Source organism: Agrococcus carbonis (genome assembly GCF_900104705.1).
GTDB lineage: Bacteria > Actinomycetota > Actinomycetes > Actinomycetales > Microbacteriaceae > Agrococcus > Agrococcus carbonis.
Genome location: NZ_LT629734.1, coordinates 1,477,989 through 1,493,594, shown reverse-complemented (window position 1 = coordinate 1,493,594; position 15,606 = coordinate 1,477,989). Strand labels below are relative to the sequence as shown.

Sequence of the window (15,606 nt, the reverse complement as noted above, 5' to 3'; positions counted from 1 at the left end):
TCGTACCCCGATCCGCATCCATATCAGACTCCAAGCCGGTCGGCCTCGAGCCCGGCCCCGCGAGTCCCCCGGAAGTGGGAGAATGGCGGGGATGCCTGCGCTCCGTGAAGACCATCCGCTCAACACCCGCACCGGCGCCTCCCGGCTCGTGCGCGCGTACCGCGGCGACCGCCCCGAGGTGACCCCCGTGTGGTTCATGCGGCAGGCCGGGCGCTCCCTGCCGGAGTACCGCGAGCTGCGCGCTGCCGAGAGCGCCGCGGGCCGCGGCATGCTCGACACGTGCCTCGACCCGGCGCTCGCGAGCGAGATCACGCTGCAGCCGGTGCGGCGCCACGGCGTCGACGCCGCCATCTTCTTCAGCGACATCATGGTGCCGCTCAAGCTCGCGGGCGTCGACGTCACGATCGAGCCGGGCGTGGGCCCCGTGATGGCCGAGGCGGTGCGGAGCCCCGAGGACGTCGAGCGGCTCGTCGCGCTCGACCCCGCCGCGCTCGAGGAGACGCTCGAGCCCGTGCGCGAGGGCGTGCGGCGCACGGTCGCGGGCCTCGCCGAGATCGGTGACGGCTCGACCCCGCTCATCGGCTTCGCCGGCGCCCCCTTCACGCTCGCCGCCTACCTCGTCGCCGGCCGCCCCTCGAAGGACCACCTCGAGGCGCGCAGCCTCATGCGCGCGCACCCCGAGGCGTGGGACCGGCTGACGCGCTGGGCCGCCGACGTCACCTCCCGCTTCCTCCGCGCGCAGGTCGAGGAGGGCGCGAGCGCCGCCCAGCTGTTCGACTCGTGGGCCGGCTCGCTGCCGCTCGACCAGTACCAGGAGCACGTCGCGCCCGCCTCGCGCGCGGCGCTCGACGGGGTGCGGGAGCTGACGGATGCGTCGGGCGCGCGCGTCCCGCTCGTGCACTTCGGCGTCGGAGCGGGCGAGCTCTACAGCGCGATGGACCTCGACGTCGACGCGATCGGCGTCGACTGGCGCGTCTCGCTCGACGTCGCGCTCGAGCGCATCGACAGCGACGTGACCGTGCAGGGCAACCTCGACCCTGCGGTGCTCGGCGCGCCGTGGGAGATCGTCGAGGCGGCGATCGACCACGTGATGCTCGCGGGCTCCGTCGCGCGCGCGCACGTGTTCAACCTCGGCCACGGCGTGCCCCCGACGACCGACCCCGCGGTGCTCACGCGCATCGTCGAGGCGGTGCACGCGCGGTGACCGACCACAGCGGCGCCGAGCGCACCGGCGCGGTCGCCGACGCGCGAGCCGCGTCGCCGGCGGCGGATGCGCCTGGCCCCGCCCCGCAGTACGACACGATCGTGGCCGGCGCGGGCATCGCGGGGCTCACGGTCGCGCACGAGCTCGCGGGCCGCGGCTACCGCGTGCTCGTGCTCGAGGCGACCGACCGCGTGGGCGGCACCGCTGCCGCGCTCGAGCTCGACGGCCTGCGGCTCGACGCGGGCGCGGAGTCGTTCGCGGTGCGCGGCGGAGCCGTCGCCGAGCTGCTCGGCGAGCTGGGCCTCGCCGACGACATCGTCGATCCGAACCCGGCAGGCGCCTGGCTGCAGCTCGAGGATCGGGCCGTGCCGCTGCCGAAGCGCACGCTGCTCGGCATCCCGTCGACCCCGCTCGCGCAGGACGTCATCGACGCGCTCGGCTGGGGCGGGGCGCTCCGCGCCTACCTCGACCGGCTCATGCCGGTGCTGCGCATCGGCAAGGACGACGCGCTCGGCCCGCTCGTGCGACGCCGGATGGGCCAGAAGGTGCTCGACCGGCTCGTCGCGCCGCTCGCGGGCGGCGTCTACTCGGCCGATCCCGAGCTGCTCGACATCGCCGTCGTCGCCCCGGGCCTCAACAACGGCATCACGCGCACGGGCTCGCTCTCGGGCGGCGTCGCCTTCGTGCTCGAGGAGCGCGCAGCAGCGGGCGCCGCCGGTGCCGACGCGAAGCCCGGCAGCGCCGTGCAGGGCGTGCGCGGCGGCATCCACCGCCTCGTCGATGCGCTCGCCGAGCGCGCGCGAGAGCACCGCGCCGAGATCCGCACGGGCGTCCGCGTCGCCGCGATCGCGCCGACCGACACCGGCTGGAGCGTCGAGACGGATGCGGGCGCGCTCGCCGCGTCGTCCGTGGTCGTCGCGCTCCCCGAGCCCGAGGCCCGCCGCCTCCTCCTGCCGCTCGCGTCCACTCCGCCGGTCGAGGAGCGCGCGCCGGAGGCGCTCGCCTCCACTCCGCCGGTGGAGGAGCGCGCGATGGAGGCGCTCGCCTCCACTCCGCCGGTCGAGGAGCGCGCGCCGGAGGCGCTCGCGTCACGAGACCACACCGTCGACCCCGGCGCCACCGTCGAGCTCGTCACCCTCGTCCTGCCCGCCGGCGCCGTCTCCGGCGACCCGCGCGGCACGGGGGTGCTCGTCGCCGCCGACGCCACGGGCATCCGCGCGAAGGCGATGACCCACGCGACCGCCAAGTGGCCGTGGCTGCGCGAGGCGGCCGCCGGCCGCGAGATCGTGCGCCTCTCGTACGGCAGCGCCGGCGGCGCCGCTCCCGCGACCGAGGGCCTCGACGACGAGGCCGCCGCCGCGCTCGCGCTCGAGGACGCGCAGGCGATCTTCGGCACCGCGCTGCCGCAGCCGGTCGCGACCGCGCGCGTGCGCTGGCAGCAGGGACAGCCCTCGAGCGTGCTCGGCGCGCGCGACCGCCAGCAGCAGCTGCGCGATGCCGCTGCCGCGCACGACGGCCTGGTCGTCGTCGGCGCCGCGGTCGCCGGCACGGGCCTCGCGCAGGTCGTGCCCGACGCCCGGCGGGCGGCGCTCGAGATCCGCCGCGAGCGGTTCGCCGTGCGCGGCACGCCCTGGACGGACGACCTGGAGCACGACAGCGGCACCGACCTGGAGGCCGACGGGGCCTCCGCGACCGGGCGGCGCGACGCATCCGCCCCCACCGACGACGCAGCACGAGGAGACGCATGAGCGAGCAGACGCACGACGCAGCACCGCACGACGCAGCACCGCACGGGCACGGCACCGACGGCCCGACCGCCGACGACCTGGGCGACGGCTACACGATCTGGGCCGTCTTCCAGCGGGGCCAGGGCCCCGCCGAGGGCGGCGCGCCGCTCGCCGACGAGCTCGCGGCGCTCGAGGCCGAGGGCGTCGTCGCGCGCGGCATCTACGACGTGTCGGGCATGCGCGCCGACGCCGACATCCTCGTGTGGCTCCACGGCGCCGCCGGCGCCCGCACCGCGCCCGAGGCGCTGCAGGCGGCGGTGCGACGCGTGCGCCGCTCGCGCGAGCTCGCCGGCACGACGCAGGTGTGGGGCGCGATGGGCGTGCACCGCGACGCCGAGTTCAACAAGCGCCACGTGCCCGGATTCCTGCGCGGGGTCGACCCGAAGCGATGGGTGACGGTCTACCCGTTCAACCGCTCGTACGAGTGGTACCTGCTGCCGGCCGACGAGCGCAGCCGCATGCTCGCCGAGCACGGCAGGGCGGGCGCCGTCTACCGCGGCGTCGTCGCCAACACCGTCGCCGCGTTCGCGCTCGGCGACTACGAGTGGATCCTGCCGCTCGAGGCCGACGACCTCGTCGACCTCGTCGACATGATGCGCGACCTGCGGGCGGTCGACGCGCGGCTGCACGTGCGCGAGGAGATCCCCTTCTTCACCGGGCGCCGCATCGGCGCCGACGAGATCGAGGAGGTGCTCGCGTGAGCGAGACCCAGATGACCGAGCCCCAGATGACCGAGCCCCAGGCGGGCGGATGCTGCGGCGGCGGATGCTGCGGCGGCATGCAGCAGCAGACCGAGCAGCAGGCGCAGGCGCAGGCCGAGCAGCGCCGGGAGACCAAGGCGCCGGCGGCGACCGGCGTGCACCTCGAGCCCGGCGCCGCGGTGCCGAGCGCGACGCCCGCGGCGCAGGCCGGCCCCGAGCACGTCGAGGAGCCGGTCGCCTACGACGGCATCCTGCTGTCGGGCTTCGGCGGCCCGGAGGGGCAGGACGACGTGCTGCCGTTCCTCCGCAACGTCACGCGCGGCCGCGGCATCCCCGACGAGCGCCTCGAGGAGGTCGCGACCCACTACCGCCACTTCGGCGGCGTGAGCCCCATCAACGACCAGAACCGCGAGCTGAAGGCCGCGCTCGAGGCGGCGCTCGCCGCCGCGGGCGTCGACCTGCCCGTCTACTGGGGCAACCGCAACTGGGCGCCCTACCTCGACGAGGCGCTGCAGGAGGCGGCCGACGCGGGCGCCCGCTCGCTCATCGCGATCCCCACCTCGGCGTACTCGTCGTACTCGTCGTGCCGCCAGTACCGCGAGGACTGGGCGGATGCGCTCGAGGCCACGGGCCTGCAGGGCACGATGCAGATCGACAAGGTGCGCCAGTTCTTCAACCACCCCGGCTTCCTCGCGCCGTTCGTCGACGGCGTCCGCGCGACGGTCGCCGAGGCGCGCGAGGCGGGCTTCGCCGACGGCGAGATCGAGGTGCTCTTCGCGACGCACAGCATCCCCACCGCCGACGCGGAGCGCTCGGGCGCGCCCGACCTCCACGAGTGGGGCCCGGGCGGCGGCTACGAGGCGCAGCACCTCGCCGCGGCCGAGTGGGTCATGGGGGAGGCGGCGCCGGGCGTCGCGTGGCAGCTCGTCTACCAGTCGCGCTCTGGGCCCGCGTCCCAGCCGTGGCTCGAGCCCGACATCAACGACGCGATCGAGGCGCTCGAGGCGCGGAAGGCCGTCGTCATCGTGCCGCTCGGCTTCGTGAGCGACCACATGGAGGTCATGTGGGACCTCGACGAGGAGGCCGTCGAGACGGCGACCGAGGCAGGGCTGTGGGTGCGTCGCGCACCCACGCCGGGCGTCGACCCGCAGTACGTGGGCGCGCTCGTCGACCTCGTGCAGGAGCGGCTCGAGGGCCGGCCGACCGCCGAGCGCAAGGCCGTCACGTCGATCCCCGCCTGGTACGACGTGTGCCGACCGGGCTGCTGCGAGAACCCGCGCCTGGGCTTCCGGCCCGCGATCGCCGGGCTGCAGCCGTGAGCACCCTCAGGGTCGGCACGCGCGGCTCGGCGCTCGCGATGGCGCAGTGCGCGGCGCTCGCCGAGCGCTTCGCGGGCGAGGTCGAGCTCGTGCCGATCACGACGAAGGGCGACACCGACCGCTCCTCGCTGCAGCAGCTCGGCGGCACGGGCGTGTTCGTCTCGGCGCTGCGGGATGCGCTGCTCGACGGCACGGTCGACGTCGCGGTGCACTCGCTCAAGGATCTGCCGACGGCGCCGGCCGACGGGATCGAGCTCGCCGCGGTCTCGAAGCGGGAGGACGCCCGCGACGCGCTCGTCGCTCGCGACGGCCTGCGCTTCGCCGAGCTGCCCGAGGGCGCGAAGGTGGGCACGGGATCGCCGCGCCGCGCCGCGCAGCTGCGGCTGGCCCGACCCGACCTCGAGGTCGTCGACATCCGCGGCAACGTGCCGACGCGCATCGCGCGCGCCCTCGGCGACGCGGAGACGGGCGAGGGCGCAGACCTCGACGCGGTCGTGCTCGCGCTCGCGGGGCTCAAGCGCCTCGGGCTCGACGGCAAGGCGACCGACATCCTCGACCTCGTCGACTTCCCGACCGCGCCCGGGCAGGGCGCGCTCGCGGTCGAGATCCGCGCGGGCGACGCCGCGGCGCGCGCGGCGGTCGCCAAGACCGACCACGCCTCCACGCGCGCATCGGTCGACGCCGAGCGCCGGGTGCTCGCGGGCCTCGAGGCGGGCTGCGCCGCGCCGCTCGGCGCGCACGCCGAGGTCGCCGACGGCATGCTGTTCCTGAGCGCCAGCGCGTACGCGACCGACGGCTCGAAGCGGCTCACCGCATCCCACGCCTACACGCTCGACGGCACTGCGTCCGCGGAGCTCGCGGGGGCGGCGCGCGACGTCGCCGAGCGCGCGGTGGCCGAGCTCATGGAGGCAGGGGCGGCCGAGCTCATCGCCGACGCCCGCTGATGCGCGGGGCGCGGCCCGGAGGATGTCCGGATCTGCGCGCGTCCAGCGGGATGATCCAGCTGGACGCGCGTGACCGCGGAACGGCTCCGGGACGCCGCCCGGTACGCTCCCTCCCATGCCCGACCGTCCCATGCGAGTCCTGATCCCGCGCGGCGGCAGCTGGGGCGACGACGTCGCCCGGCGCGTCGCCGCAGTCGGCTTCGAGCCGGTCGTCGTGCCGCTCGTGCAGACCGCGCCGGCCGAGGATCAGGAGCGCCTGCGCGCGATGCTCGAGCAGCTGACCGCGGGCCGCTTCGACTGGCTCGTCGTCACGAGCCAGTCGACGGTGCGCGTGCTGCGCGGGGTGCCCGCCAACGTCTCGGTCGCGGCGGTCGGCAGCGTCACCGCGGCGGCGCTGCGCGAGCGCGGCATCCCCGTCGCGTTCATCCCCACGCGCCAGTCGGCGGCCGGGCTCGTCGACGAGTGGCCGATCCGCGCTGGCCGCGTGCTGTGGCCGCACGCGCTCGACGCCAAGCCCACGATCGCCGAGGGCCTGCGCCGCCACGGCATGCAGGTGACCGAGGTCGTCGCGTACCGGACGACGCCCGTGTTCGCCTCGGCCGACGACCTCGCCGAGGCGGTGCGGAGCGCCGGTGCTCCCGAGCCCGCGGATGCGCTGCGCCACCAGGCCGAGCTGCAGGCGGCCGCACGGGATACCGCCGACGACGCGCTCGCGACCGCGACCGATGCTGCCCGTCCCGCATTCGTCGACGCCGTGCTCGTGACGTCCGGCTCCGTCGCCAAGCAGGTCGCGCGGCTCGGCCTCGGGCCCGCCGCGCTCGTCGTCGCGATGGGCGAGCAGACCGCCGAGGACTGCCGCCGGGCGGGCCTGGCGGTCGCCGCGGTCGCGGAGCGCCCGAGCCCCGAGGGCCTCGTCGCAGCCCTGACGACGGCGGCGCCCGCGGCGTGAGGCGGAGGCGTAGCGTGGGTCCATGACCGACGCGACCGCCGACGCTCCCCGCAACCCCGCGCTCGACGCGCTCGCAGCCTCCGGCCTCGAGCACGAGGTGACGCGCCACGGCCGCGTCGGCTCGCTCGCCGAGGCCGCCGCAGCCCGCGGGGTCGAGCCCGCCGACATCATCAAGACGATGGTCGTGCGCCGCGGCGAGGGCGACCACCTGCTCGTGCTCGTGCCGGGCGACCGCACGATCTCGTGGCCGAAGCTGCGCGAGCTGCTCGGCGTGAGCCGGCTGTCTATGCCCGATGCCGACGCCGCGTTCGCCGTGACGGGCTTCCGCCGCGGCACCATCACGCCCTTCGGCACGACGCATCCGCTGCCCGTCGTCGCCGACGAGCGCGTGCGCGGTCGCCGCGTCTCGATCGGCGCCGGCGATCACGGCGTCGCCGCGACCGTCGACGGCGACGCGCTCGTCGCGCACCTCGGCGCGCAGGTCGCCGACGTCACCGATCCCGAGCAGCCGCGCTGACGCATCCGCCCCGGCGCTTGCCCTCGCAGCGCGCGTCGCGTATCTTCGCCTGAGCATCGCGGGCGGTGTCAGCGCCCGCGCCCTCGCCACGAGAAGAGTCGACATGACCGAGATCCAGGGAGCCGCGACCGCGCGCTGACCCGGCAGCCCACGCACTGCCGACCCTTCCGTCAGCGCTCCCACGCTCTGATGAGGATCTCTCTTGGCACATCCCGCCATCGCGCTCTCGCGCGTCTCCTTCCGCTGGCCCGACGGCACCGTCGCGCTCGACGGGCTCACCGGTTCGCTCGGCCACGGCACCACGGGCCTCGTCGGCCGCAACGGCGCCGGCAAGTCCACGCTCCTGCGGCTCATCGCCGGCGACCTCGCGCCCGCATCCGGCGAGCTCGTCGTGCGCGGCTCGGTCGCGACGCTGCCGCAGCAGCTCGCCCTCGGACCGGGCACGGTGGCGGATGCGCTCGGCATCGCCGACGTGCTCGGTGCGATCGCGGCCATCGAGGCCGGCGACGTCGCGCAGCACCGCTTCGACGCCGTCGGCGATCGCTGGGGCATCGAGGCGGAGGCGCTCGCCGAGCTCGCCGCACTCGGCCTCGCGGGCGATGCCGACCTGCTCGCCCGCCCCATCGCGACCCTCTCCGGCGGCGAAGCGGTGCTCGTCGGGCTCGCCGCGATCCGCCTCCAGCGCGCCGACATCGCGCTGCTCGACGAGCCGACCAACAACCTCGACGCCGCCGCCAGCGCGCGGCTGCACGACGCGGTGGGCGGTTGGCGGGGCACGCTCGTCGTGGTCAGCCACGACGTCGCGCTGCTCGAGCGGGTCGACCGCATCGCCGAGCTCCACGGCGCGGGCCTGCGCACCTTCGACGGGCCCTACAGCGCCTACCGCGCGGCGATCGCCGCCGAGCAGGCCGCGGCCGCCAGGGGCGTGCGCGACGCCGAGGCGCTCGTGCGGCGCGAGCGGCGCGACCGCATCGAAGCGACCGAGCGCCGGCAGCGGGCCGAGGCGGCGGGTCGGCGGGTGCGGCTCTCCGGCGGCATCCCGACGATCTTCGCGAACGCGATGCAGAACGCCGCCGAGCGGACGACGGCGCGGTCCGGCGCTCTGCACTCGGGGCGGGAGGCGTCGGCCGCCGCCGCGCTCGACGAGGCACGTGCGCGCGTGCGCGACGAGGGCGCGATCCGCATCGCACTGCCCGACACGCGCGTGCCCGCCGGCCGCGACGTGCTGGGGCTCGTGCTCGCGGACGGCACGGACGTCGCGGTGCGGGGGCCTGAGCGGATCGCGCTCACGGGCGCGAACGGCGCGGGCAAGTCGACGCTGCTCGAGGCGATCGCCGGCCGCGGGTCGACCGTCCTGGGCAGCACGGATGCCGCGGGCGACGGCTCTGCAGCGGGCGACGGCTTCGCAGCGGGCACCGGCCGGCCAGCCGCGCTCGCCGAGGTGACGCACCGCATCCGGCATACCGCCCTGCTGCCGCAGCGCATTCGCTTCGACGACGACGGCGCGACCCTGATCGAGGCGGTGCGCGAGACGGCGCCCGCGCGCACGCCGCTCGAGGTGCGGGCGCAGCTCGCACGGTTCCTGTTCCGCGGCGCGCGGGCCGAGCAGCGGGTGCAGGAGCTCTCGGGCGGCGAGCGGTTCCGGCTCGCGCTCGCGCGCCTGCTGCTCGCGGACCCCGCGCCGCAGCTGCTGCTGCTCGACGAGCCGACGAACTCGCTCGACCTCGACTCGATCGACCGGCTCGTGGAGGCGCTGGCCGCCTACGAGGGCGCGCTCGTCGTCGTGAGCCACGACGCGGCGTTCCTCGACCGGCTCGGCATCACGCGCCGCTGGCACCTCGAGGGCGGTCGCCTGACCGACCGACCGGCGTGACCCGGCCGCGCCCGTCGCGGCGGCGCGCGCCCCGCTATCCCGCCCAGTCGCGCCCCGTAGCCTGCTGATCACCGACTTGCGAGGAGCCCCCATGCACATCGATCCCGCCGCGCTCGACGAGGCCGTCGCGCGGCGCCCCTTCACCGGCGTCCTCGCCGTCGACGTCGACGGCGAGCGCGTGCTCGAGCGGTGCGAGGGCTTCCGCCACCGAGCGCTCGCGGCGCCCATGACCGCCGACACCCGCATCGCCGTATCGAGCGGCGGCAAGGGCTTCACCGCCGTCGCGGTGCTGGCCCTCGTCGAGCGGGGTGCGCTGCGCCTCGACCAGCCGGTGCGCGAGCTGCTCGGCGACGACCTGCCGCAGATCGACGACGCCGTCACGGTCGAGCACCTGCTCACCCACACCTCCGGCATCGGCGACTACCTCGACGAGGAGGCCGACTGGCAGCCGAGCGACTTCGTGCTCAGCGTGCCGGTGCACGAGCTCACGAGCGCGGAGGCGTTCCTGCCGATGCTCGACCTGCCGCAGGCCTTCCCGCCCGGCGAGCGCTTCGCGTACTGCAACGGCGGCTACATGGTGCTCGCGGTGCTCATCGAGCGCGTCACGGGCGAGCGCTACCACGACGCGGTCCGGCGGCTCGTGCTCGAGCCCGCGGGCTTGACGCGCACCGGCTTCCTGCCGCTCGACGCGCTGCCCGGCGACGCCGCGGTCGGCTACCTCGGCGACGAGGGCGACCTCGCGAGCACGCTGCGCCTGCCGGTGCTCGGCAACGGCGACGGCGGCATCTTCACCACGGCCGCCGACCTGCACCGCTTCTGGCTCGCGCTGCTCGACGGCCGCATCGTCTCGCCCGAGTCGGTCGCGCTGCTGACGGGCCCGCGCCACGACGTGCCCGACGAGGGCAGGCGCTACGGCATGGGCTTCTGGCTGCACGCGACCGAGGCCGCGCTCATCCTCGAGGGCTACGACGCAGGCTCCTCGTTCCGCTCGACCCACGTGATCGCGACCCGCACGACCGCGAGCGTGCTCGGCAACAGCTCCGAGGGCGCGTGGCCGGTGATCGGCGTGCTCGCCGACGCGATCGACGCGGCATTCGCGGATCCGGAGCGCCGCGCATGACCGACGCCGCCCGCCCGGCCCCCGACCCGCACGTGCTCGGCCCCGACCTGGCGCCGACGCCCTTCACCGCCGACGAGATCCGCGCCGCGTGCCCCGACAGCCACTGGGTGCTCGTGCGCACGACGGGCAGCGGCGAGGTGCACCACCACCTCTCGGGCTTCGCGGGCGGAGATGCCGAGGGCTGCACGTCGACGAGCGTCGAGACGGATGCGTCGGGCACGCCGACCGGGCAGGCGCAGGCCCGCCGCGTCACCTGGCTCGAGCTGCAGGCGCACGCCGCCTTCCCGGCCGCCTCCACCACGATCGCGCGCGAGCGCATCCGCCTCGCCTTCGGCGAGCGCGACTGCCTCCGCTACGAGGTGGTGGACGACGAGGGCGCGACCACCTTCTGGTTCGCGCTCGAGCACCCCGGCATGCCGGTGCGCTGGGCGTCGGCCGGCGTGACGGCCGAGGCGGTCGCGATCGGCGACGGCGGCGCGCCGGGGGCGCCGCGCGGATAGCGCCCGCGGCCGAGGGCGGCCCGTGGGCCGGCCCCGTCGCGGCTGCCCGCGTCGCTACGGCACCACGACCGCGCGCCCGCGCACCTTCCCGTCGTGCAGGTCGGCGTACGCCTGCAGCGCGTCGTCGATCGGGTACTCCTTCGTCTCGATCCTGATCTCGCCGCGCTTGGCCATCTCGACGAGCTCGATGAGCGACGAGCGGCGGCCCCACAGGGAGGTGCGCACCTCGACGTCGTAGGGCGCGGAGAGCAGCCCGACCTTCGCGCTGCCGCCGCCCGCGCCGACCACGACGACCGCGCCCGCTACCCGCACCGCGGCGGTGGCGGTCGCGCCCGTCGGGTCGATGCCGACGAAGTCGAACACGACGTCGGCGCCCACGCCGCCGGTCATCTCCTTGACCTTGCCCGCCGCATCCGCGTTCGACTCGAGCACCTCGTGCGCGCCGACCTCCTTCGCGAAGGCGAGCTTCTCGTCGCCGACGTCGAGCGCGATGACGCGCGCCGAGGTGAGCGTGCGCAGCAGCTGGATCGCGACGTGGCCGAGGCCGCCCGCGCCGATGACCACGGCGGTCGATCCGCCCAGCAGGTGGTGCTGCACCTTCTTGATCGCCTCGTAGGGGGTGAGCGCCGCGTCGGTGAGGGAGGCGGCGCGCACCGGGTCGAGGTCGCCGATCGGCACGAGGTGGCGCACGCTGTCGACGATCATGTGCTCGGCCATGGCGCCGTCGACGCCGAGACCGGGGGAGACCATGCCGGTGAGGCACAGGTTCTCGCGCCCCGAGGCGCACATGGTGCACACGCCGCAGCCCCAGCATCCGTAGACGATCACGCTGTCGCCCACCTCGACGCCCGTCGCGCCCTCGCCGAGCTGCTCGACGACGCCCGCCGGCTCGTGGCCGAGGGTCATGGGCATGGGATACGGGTAGCCCTCCTCGGGGAACGACATCACGACCTCGTCCGAGTGGCACAGGCCCGAGGCGGTGATGCGCAGCAGCACCTCGCCCGGCCCGGGGGAGGGCTTCTCGACCTCGACCAGCTCGGGCCGCTGCCCGAACGCCCTGTACTGCACTGCCTTCATGTCGCGCTCCTCCTCGAGTGGGCGAGGCCGGCCGCGGTCGGCTGACGACCTCGTTGCGCGCTCAGCCTAGGTCGGCGATGGCGCGGGCGACAGGGGCGGCGTCGCCGCCGGGACGCCGATCGTCCACCCCCGGGCGGGCCGATCCCGCGTACCCTGGAGACCGATGTCACCCACGATCCGCCCCCGCCGGCTGCGGGCCAGCGCCCCCATGCGCCGCCTCGTCGCCGAGACCCGCATCCACCCCGCGCAGCTCGTGCTGCCGATGTTCGTCGCCGAGGGGCTGCGCGAGCCGCGGGCCATCAGCAGCATGCCCGGCCAGGTGCAGCACACCCTCGACTCCGCCGCGCGCGAGGTCGAGCGCGCTATCGCCGCGGGCGTCGGCGGCGTGATGCTCTTCGGCGTGCCCGAGCACAAGGATGCGGTGGGCTCCGGTGCGACCGATCCCGAGGGCATCCTCAACGCCGCGACGCGCTTCCTCGCCGAGCGCTTCGGCGACGCGACCGTCATCCAGACCGACCTGTGCCTCGACGAGTTCACCGACCACGGCCACTGCGGCGTGCTCGCCGCCGACGGCTCGGTCGACAACGACGCGACGCTCGAGCGCTACGCCGACATGGCGATCGCGCAGGCGGAGGCGGGCAGCCAGCTGCTCGGCATGAGCGGCATGATGGACGGCCAGGTCGAGCACGCGCGCGCCGCCCTCGACGCCGCCGGGCACGCCGGCACCGCCATCCTCGGCTACAGCGCGAAGTACGCCTCCGCGCTCTACGGCCCGTTCCGCGAGGCCGTCGACTCGAGCCTCACGGGCGACCGCAAGACCTACCAGCAGGATCCCGGCAACCGCCGCGAGGGCCTCCGCGAGGCGCTGCTCGACCTCGCCGAGGGCGCCGACATCGTCATGGTGAAGCCCGCATCCCTCTACCTCGACGTGCTCGCCGACGTCGCCGCCGCATCCGACGTGCCCGTGTGGGCCTACCAGGTCTCCGGCGAGTACGCGATGGTCGAGGCGGCCGCCGAGCGCGGCTGGATCGACCGCGACCGGCTCATCGCCGAGAGCATCACGAGCATCCTGCGCGCCGGCGCCGACACGGTGCTCACCTATTGGGCGGTCGAGCTGGCCGAGCGGCTGCAGGCGCAGTCGGGCGCCCGCGCCGCGGGAGGCATCGCATGAGCACCAACGCCGAGCTCTTCGAGCGCGCCAAGCTCGCCATCCCCGGCGGGGTCAACAGCCCGGTGCGGGCCTTCGGCTCCGTCGGCGGCACGCCCTCGTTCCTCGTGCGCGCCAAGGGCGCCTACGTGACGGATGCGGAGGGTCGCGAGCTCGTCGACCTCGTCGCGAGCTGGGGCCCGGCCATCCTCGGCCACGCCCACCCCGAGGTCGTCGAGGCGGTGCAGGACGCCGCGGGCCGCGGCCTCTCCTTCGGCGCGTCGACGCCCGCCGAGGCGCTGCTCGCCGAGGAGGTCGAGCGCCGCGTGGACCCCGTCGAGCGGCTGCGGCTCGTCTCGACCGGCACCGAGGCGACGATGACGGCCATCCGGCTCGCGCGCGGCGCGACCGGCCGCGACCTGCTCGTGAAGTTCGACGGGCACTACCACGGGCACTCCGACGGCCTGCTCGCCGCCGCCGGCTCCGGGCTCGCGACGCTCGCGATGCCGGGCTCCGCGGGCGTGCCGGAGGCGGTCGCCGCGACGACCCTCGTCATCCCCTACAACGACCGCGACGCCGTCGAGCAGGTGTTCGCCGAGCGCGGCGACGAGATCGCAGCCGTCATCGTCGAGGCCTCCGCCGCCAACATGGGCGTCGTCGAGCCCGACGGCGACTTCAACGGCTTCCTCGCCCGCACCGCGCACGCGCACGGGGCGCTCCTCATCAGCGACGAGGTGCTCACGGGCTTCCGGGTGCACCGCTCGGGCATGTGGGGCATCGAGCAGTGGTCCGGCGCCGAGGCGCCCGACCTCATCACCTTCGGCAAGGTCATCGGCGGCGGCATGCCGCTCGCGGCGCTCGGCGGCCGCGCCGACGTCATGGAGCTGCTCGCGCCCACCGGCCCCGTCTACCAGGCGGGCACGCTGAGCGGCAATCCGGTCGCCGTCGCGGCGGGCCTCACGACGCTGCGGCTCGCGACCGAGGCCGTCTACGAGCGGCTGGATGCGGCTGCCGACGTCATCACGGGTGCCCTCACGGATGCGCTCCGGGCCGAGGGCGTCGCGCACGCGATCACGCGCGTCGGGAGCCTGTTCTCGGTGGCGTTCCGCGAGGGCGCGCCGCGCGACTTCGACGAGGTGCGGGCGCAGGACGCCTTCCGCTACCCGCCGTTCTTCCACGCGATGCTCGAGGCGGGGGTGAGCCTGCCGCCGAGCGTGTTCGAGGCGTGGTTCGTCACCGCCGCGCACGGCGACGAGCCGCTCGGGCGCATCGTCGACGCGCTGCCCGCGGCGGCGCGCGCGGCGGCCGCGGCGACGCGGGCGTAGGCGTGGGCGTGGCGAGCTCGCGCACGCTCGTCGACGACGAGCGCTTCCGCATCGTCGAGTGGACGATCGAGCCCGGCGACGCGATCGAGATGCACACGCATGCGCTCGACTACGCCGTGCTGCCGCAGGAGGGCGCGGTCATGTGGGCGGTGCTGCCCGACGGCTCCGAGCTCGAGGTGCCGCTCGTGCCGGGCGAGGCCTACACGCGAGCCGCCGGGGCCGCGCACCGCATGGAGAACCGCGGCGCCGAGCGCATCGTCTTCACCGAGGTCGAGTCGAAGCGGTAGCGGCGCGCGAGCGCATCCACCCCTTTCCGCGCCGCCGAGCGGGGTCTACGGTGGCCGCATGGCGACCCAGGTGGCATGTCCGCAGTGCGGCACGCTCATGCGGGAGATCGTGTGGGGGTACGGCACGATCGCCGATGTCGCCGACGCCGGCGACGTGGTGATCGGCGGCTGCGTGATCGATGTCGACGCCGGCGGGCGCGCGGCCGCGCTGCAGTGCCCCGCGTGCGGCACGCGCACCGACGCGCACGGCATCGCGCTCGAGCGCCCGCAGCCGGCGCCGACGACCGAGCATCCGTTCGCGGTCGCCTTCAGCTCTCCGCCGGGCACGGACGAGGAGGTCACGATGAGCGAGCAGGCATCCCAGGGCGAGGAACAGCCGCCGGGCGGCCACGAGGCGGATGCGTCGCCGTACGTCGACGACGACTTCGGCGGCGTGGCCTCGGGCGGCGACTGGCGCGACCACGTCGAGCCGTACGCCTCGCGGGACGACGCGCTGCCGACGGCCTCGGCGCCTGCGCCCGAGCGCGTGGAGCCCTACGCCTCTCGCGACGACGCGCTGCCGGCGCGGGCGGCGTCGTCGCCGGAGCGGGTGCCGCCCTACGCGTCTCGCGAGGACGCGCTGCCGCCGTCCTCCGCGCCCGCGCCCGACCACGTCGACCCCTACGCGTCGCGCGAGGATGCGCTGCCCGACGCGGCCGACCGGGCGTGGCGCGACCGCATCGCGCCGTTCGCCGACTCGTAGTCGCCCCTCCCTCGTCGGTCGAGGAGCGCGCGGCGGAGCCGCACGCGTCACGAGCTGTTCAGTGCGCTGGCGCGCGCCCTGGATGGGCGAACAACGTGTTGGGGCACGCGTTTT

The 15,606-nt window shown here is 75.6% G+C and carries 15 protein-coding genes; 14 read left to right on the top strand and 1 reads right to left on the bottom strand.

The genetic code is table 11. The features are described 5' to 3' along the window. Window positions 1-91 precede the first annotated feature (91 nt). The 10 genes from hemE (at window position 92) to BLT67_RS07165 (ending at window position 10,914) form a co-directional block, all read left to right on the top strand. Window positions 92-1,204 carry a uroporphyrinogen decarboxylase gene (hemE, locus tag BLT67_RS07205; RefSeq protein WP_092666389.1) on the top strand — a complete coding sequence of 371 codons (1,113 nt, stop codon included), beginning with the start codon at window positions 92-94 and terminating at the stop codon, window positions 1,202-1,204. Further along, window positions 1,201-2,952: a protoporphyrinogen oxidase gene (hemG, locus tag BLT67_RS07200; protein ID WP_157674262.1), complete on the top strand. Its 1,752-nt coding sequence runs from the start codon at window positions 1,201-1,203 to the stop codon at window positions 2,950-2,952. The genes hemE and hemG overlap by 4 nt, the downstream gene beginning before the upstream one ends. Then, complete coding sequence (hemQ, locus tag BLT67_RS07195) at window positions 2,949-3,692, top strand: hydrogen peroxide-dependent heme synthase (protein ID WP_092666388.1); 744 nt, start codon at window positions 2,949-2,951, stop codon at window positions 3,690-3,692. The genes hemG and hemQ overlap by 4 nt, the downstream gene beginning before the upstream one ends. Window positions 3,693-3,769: 77 nt before the next feature. After that, window positions 3,770-5,011, top strand: coding sequence for a ferrochelatase (locus BLT67_RS13710; RefSeq protein WP_231945636.1), 1,242 nt, complete (start codon window positions 3,770-3,772; stop codon window positions 5,009-5,011). Then, on the top strand, window positions 5,008-5,955 hold the full coding sequence (gene hemC, locus BLT67_RS13705) for a hydroxymethylbilane synthase (RefSeq protein ID WP_269456959.1): 948 nt from the start codon (window positions 5,008-5,010) through the stop codon (window positions 5,953-5,955). Before BLT67_RS13710 ends, hemC begins: the two co-directional genes overlap by 4 nt. Before the next feature lie 115 nt (window positions 5,956-6,070). After that, a complete protein-coding gene (locus BLT67_RS07185; RefSeq protein WP_092666387.1) occupies window positions 6,071-6,904 on the top strand; it encodes a uroporphyrinogen-III synthase in 834 nt (277 codons plus the stop codon). Window positions 6,905-6,926: 22 nt separating this feature from the next. After that, window positions 6,927-7,421, top strand: coding sequence for an aminoacyl-tRNA deacylase (locus BLT67_RS07180; protein WP_092666386.1), 495 nt, complete (start codon window positions 6,927-6,929; stop codon window positions 7,419-7,421). 202 nt (window positions 7,422-7,623) lie between these two features. After that, window positions 7,624-9,294: an ATP-binding cassette domain-containing protein gene (locus tag BLT67_RS07175; protein WP_092666385.1), complete on the top strand. Its 1,671-nt coding sequence runs from the start codon at window positions 7,624-7,626 to the stop codon at window positions 9,292-9,294. 91 nt (window positions 9,295-9,385) lie between these two features. Continuing rightward, window positions 9,386-10,414 (top strand): serine hydrolase domain-containing protein, encoded by a 1,029-nt coding sequence (locus BLT67_RS07170; RefSeq protein ID WP_092666384.1) that lies wholly within the window; start codon window positions 9,386-9,388, stop codon window positions 10,412-10,414. Next, window positions 10,411-10,914, top strand: coding sequence for a hypothetical protein (locus tag BLT67_RS07165; RefSeq protein ID WP_092666383.1), 504 nt, complete (start codon window positions 10,411-10,413; stop codon window positions 10,912-10,914). The genes BLT67_RS07170 and BLT67_RS07165 overlap by 4 nt, the downstream gene beginning before the upstream one ends. Window positions 10,915-10,968: 54 nt before the next feature. Here the strand turns inward: BLT67_RS07165 and BLT67_RS07160 are convergent, their stop codons facing one another. Beyond that, entirely contained in the window at window positions 10,969-11,991 is a 1,023-nt protein-coding gene (locus BLT67_RS07160; RefSeq protein WP_092666382.1) for an NAD(P)-dependent alcohol dehydrogenase, read from the bottom strand. 163 nt (window positions 11,992-12,154) lie between these two features. Here BLT67_RS07160 and hemB point away from each other — a divergent pair, with 163 nt between their 5' ends. Genes hemB through BLT67_RS07140 form a run of 4 tightly spaced genes read left to right on the top strand, consistent with a single transcriptional unit; the run spans window position 12,155 to window position 15,492 of the window. Continuing rightward, window positions 12,155-13,162, top strand: a complete 1,008-nt coding sequence (hemB, locus tag BLT67_RS07155; protein WP_092666381.1) for a porphobilinogen synthase — start codon at window positions 12,155-12,157, stop codon at window positions 13,160-13,162. Beyond that, window positions 13,159-14,463, top strand: coding sequence for a glutamate-1-semialdehyde 2,1-aminomutase (gene hemL / locus BLT67_RS07150; protein WP_092666380.1), 1,305 nt, complete (start codon window positions 13,159-13,161; stop codon window positions 14,461-14,463). The genes hemB and hemL overlap by 4 nt, the downstream gene beginning before the upstream one ends. 8 nt (window positions 14,464-14,471) lie before the next feature. Next, window positions 14,472-14,750, top strand: a complete 279-nt coding sequence (locus BLT67_RS07145; protein ID WP_231945436.1) for a cupin domain-containing protein — start codon at window positions 14,472-14,474, stop codon at window positions 14,748-14,750. A 58-nt stretch (window positions 14,751-14,808) separates the two neighbouring features. Continuing rightward, window positions 14,809-15,492, top strand: a complete 684-nt coding sequence (locus BLT67_RS07140) for a hypothetical protein (protein WP_092666378.1) — start codon at window positions 14,809-14,811, stop codon at window positions 15,490-15,492. The last annotated feature ends 114 nt before the right edge of the window (window positions 15,493-15,606 follow it).

What these genes read in the sequence shown, in the direction of transcription:
- hemE (WP_092666389.1), top strand. Translation starts at nt 92, where the DNA reads ATGCCTGCGCTCCGTGAAGACCATCCGCTCAACACCCGCACCGGCGCC.
- hemQ (WP_092666388.1), top strand. Translation starts at nt 2,949, where the DNA reads ATGAGCGAGCAGACGCACGACGCAGCACCGCACGACGCAGCACCGCAC.
- BLT67_RS13710 (WP_231945636.1), top strand. Translation starts at nt 3,770, where the DNA reads ATGCAGCAGCAGACCGAGCAGCAGGCGCAGGCGCAGGCCGAGCAGCGC.
- BLT67_RS07185 (WP_092666387.1), top strand. Translation starts at nt 6,071, where the DNA reads ATGCCCGACCGTCCCATGCGAGTCCTGATCCCGCGCGGCGGCAGCTGG.
- BLT67_RS07180 (WP_092666386.1), top strand. Translation starts at nt 6,927, where the DNA reads ATGACCGACGCGACCGCCGACGCTCCCCGCAACCCCGCGCTCGACGCG.
- BLT67_RS07170 (WP_092666384.1), top strand. Translation starts at nt 9,386, where the DNA reads ATGCACATCGATCCCGCCGCGCTCGACGAGGCCGTCGCGCGGCGCCCC.
- BLT67_RS07165 (WP_092666383.1), top strand. Translation starts at nt 10,411, where the DNA reads ATGACCGACGCCGCCCGCCCGGCCCCCGACCCGCACGTGCTCGGCCCC.
- BLT67_RS07160 (WP_092666382.1), bottom strand. Translation starts at nt 11,991, where the DNA reads ATGAAGGCAGTGCAGTACAGGGCGTTCGGGCAGCGGCCCGAGCTGGTC.
- hemB (WP_092666381.1), top strand. Translation starts at nt 12,155, where the DNA reads ATGTCACCCACGATCCGCCCCCGCCGGCTGCGGGCCAGCGCCCCCATG.
- hemL (WP_092666380.1), top strand. Translation starts at nt 13,159, where the DNA reads ATGAGCACCAACGCCGAGCTCTTCGAGCGCGCCAAGCTCGCCATCCCC.
- BLT67_RS07140 (WP_092666378.1), top strand. Translation starts at nt 14,809, where the DNA reads ATGGCGACCCAGGTGGCATGTCCGCAGTGCGGCACGCTCATGCGGGAG.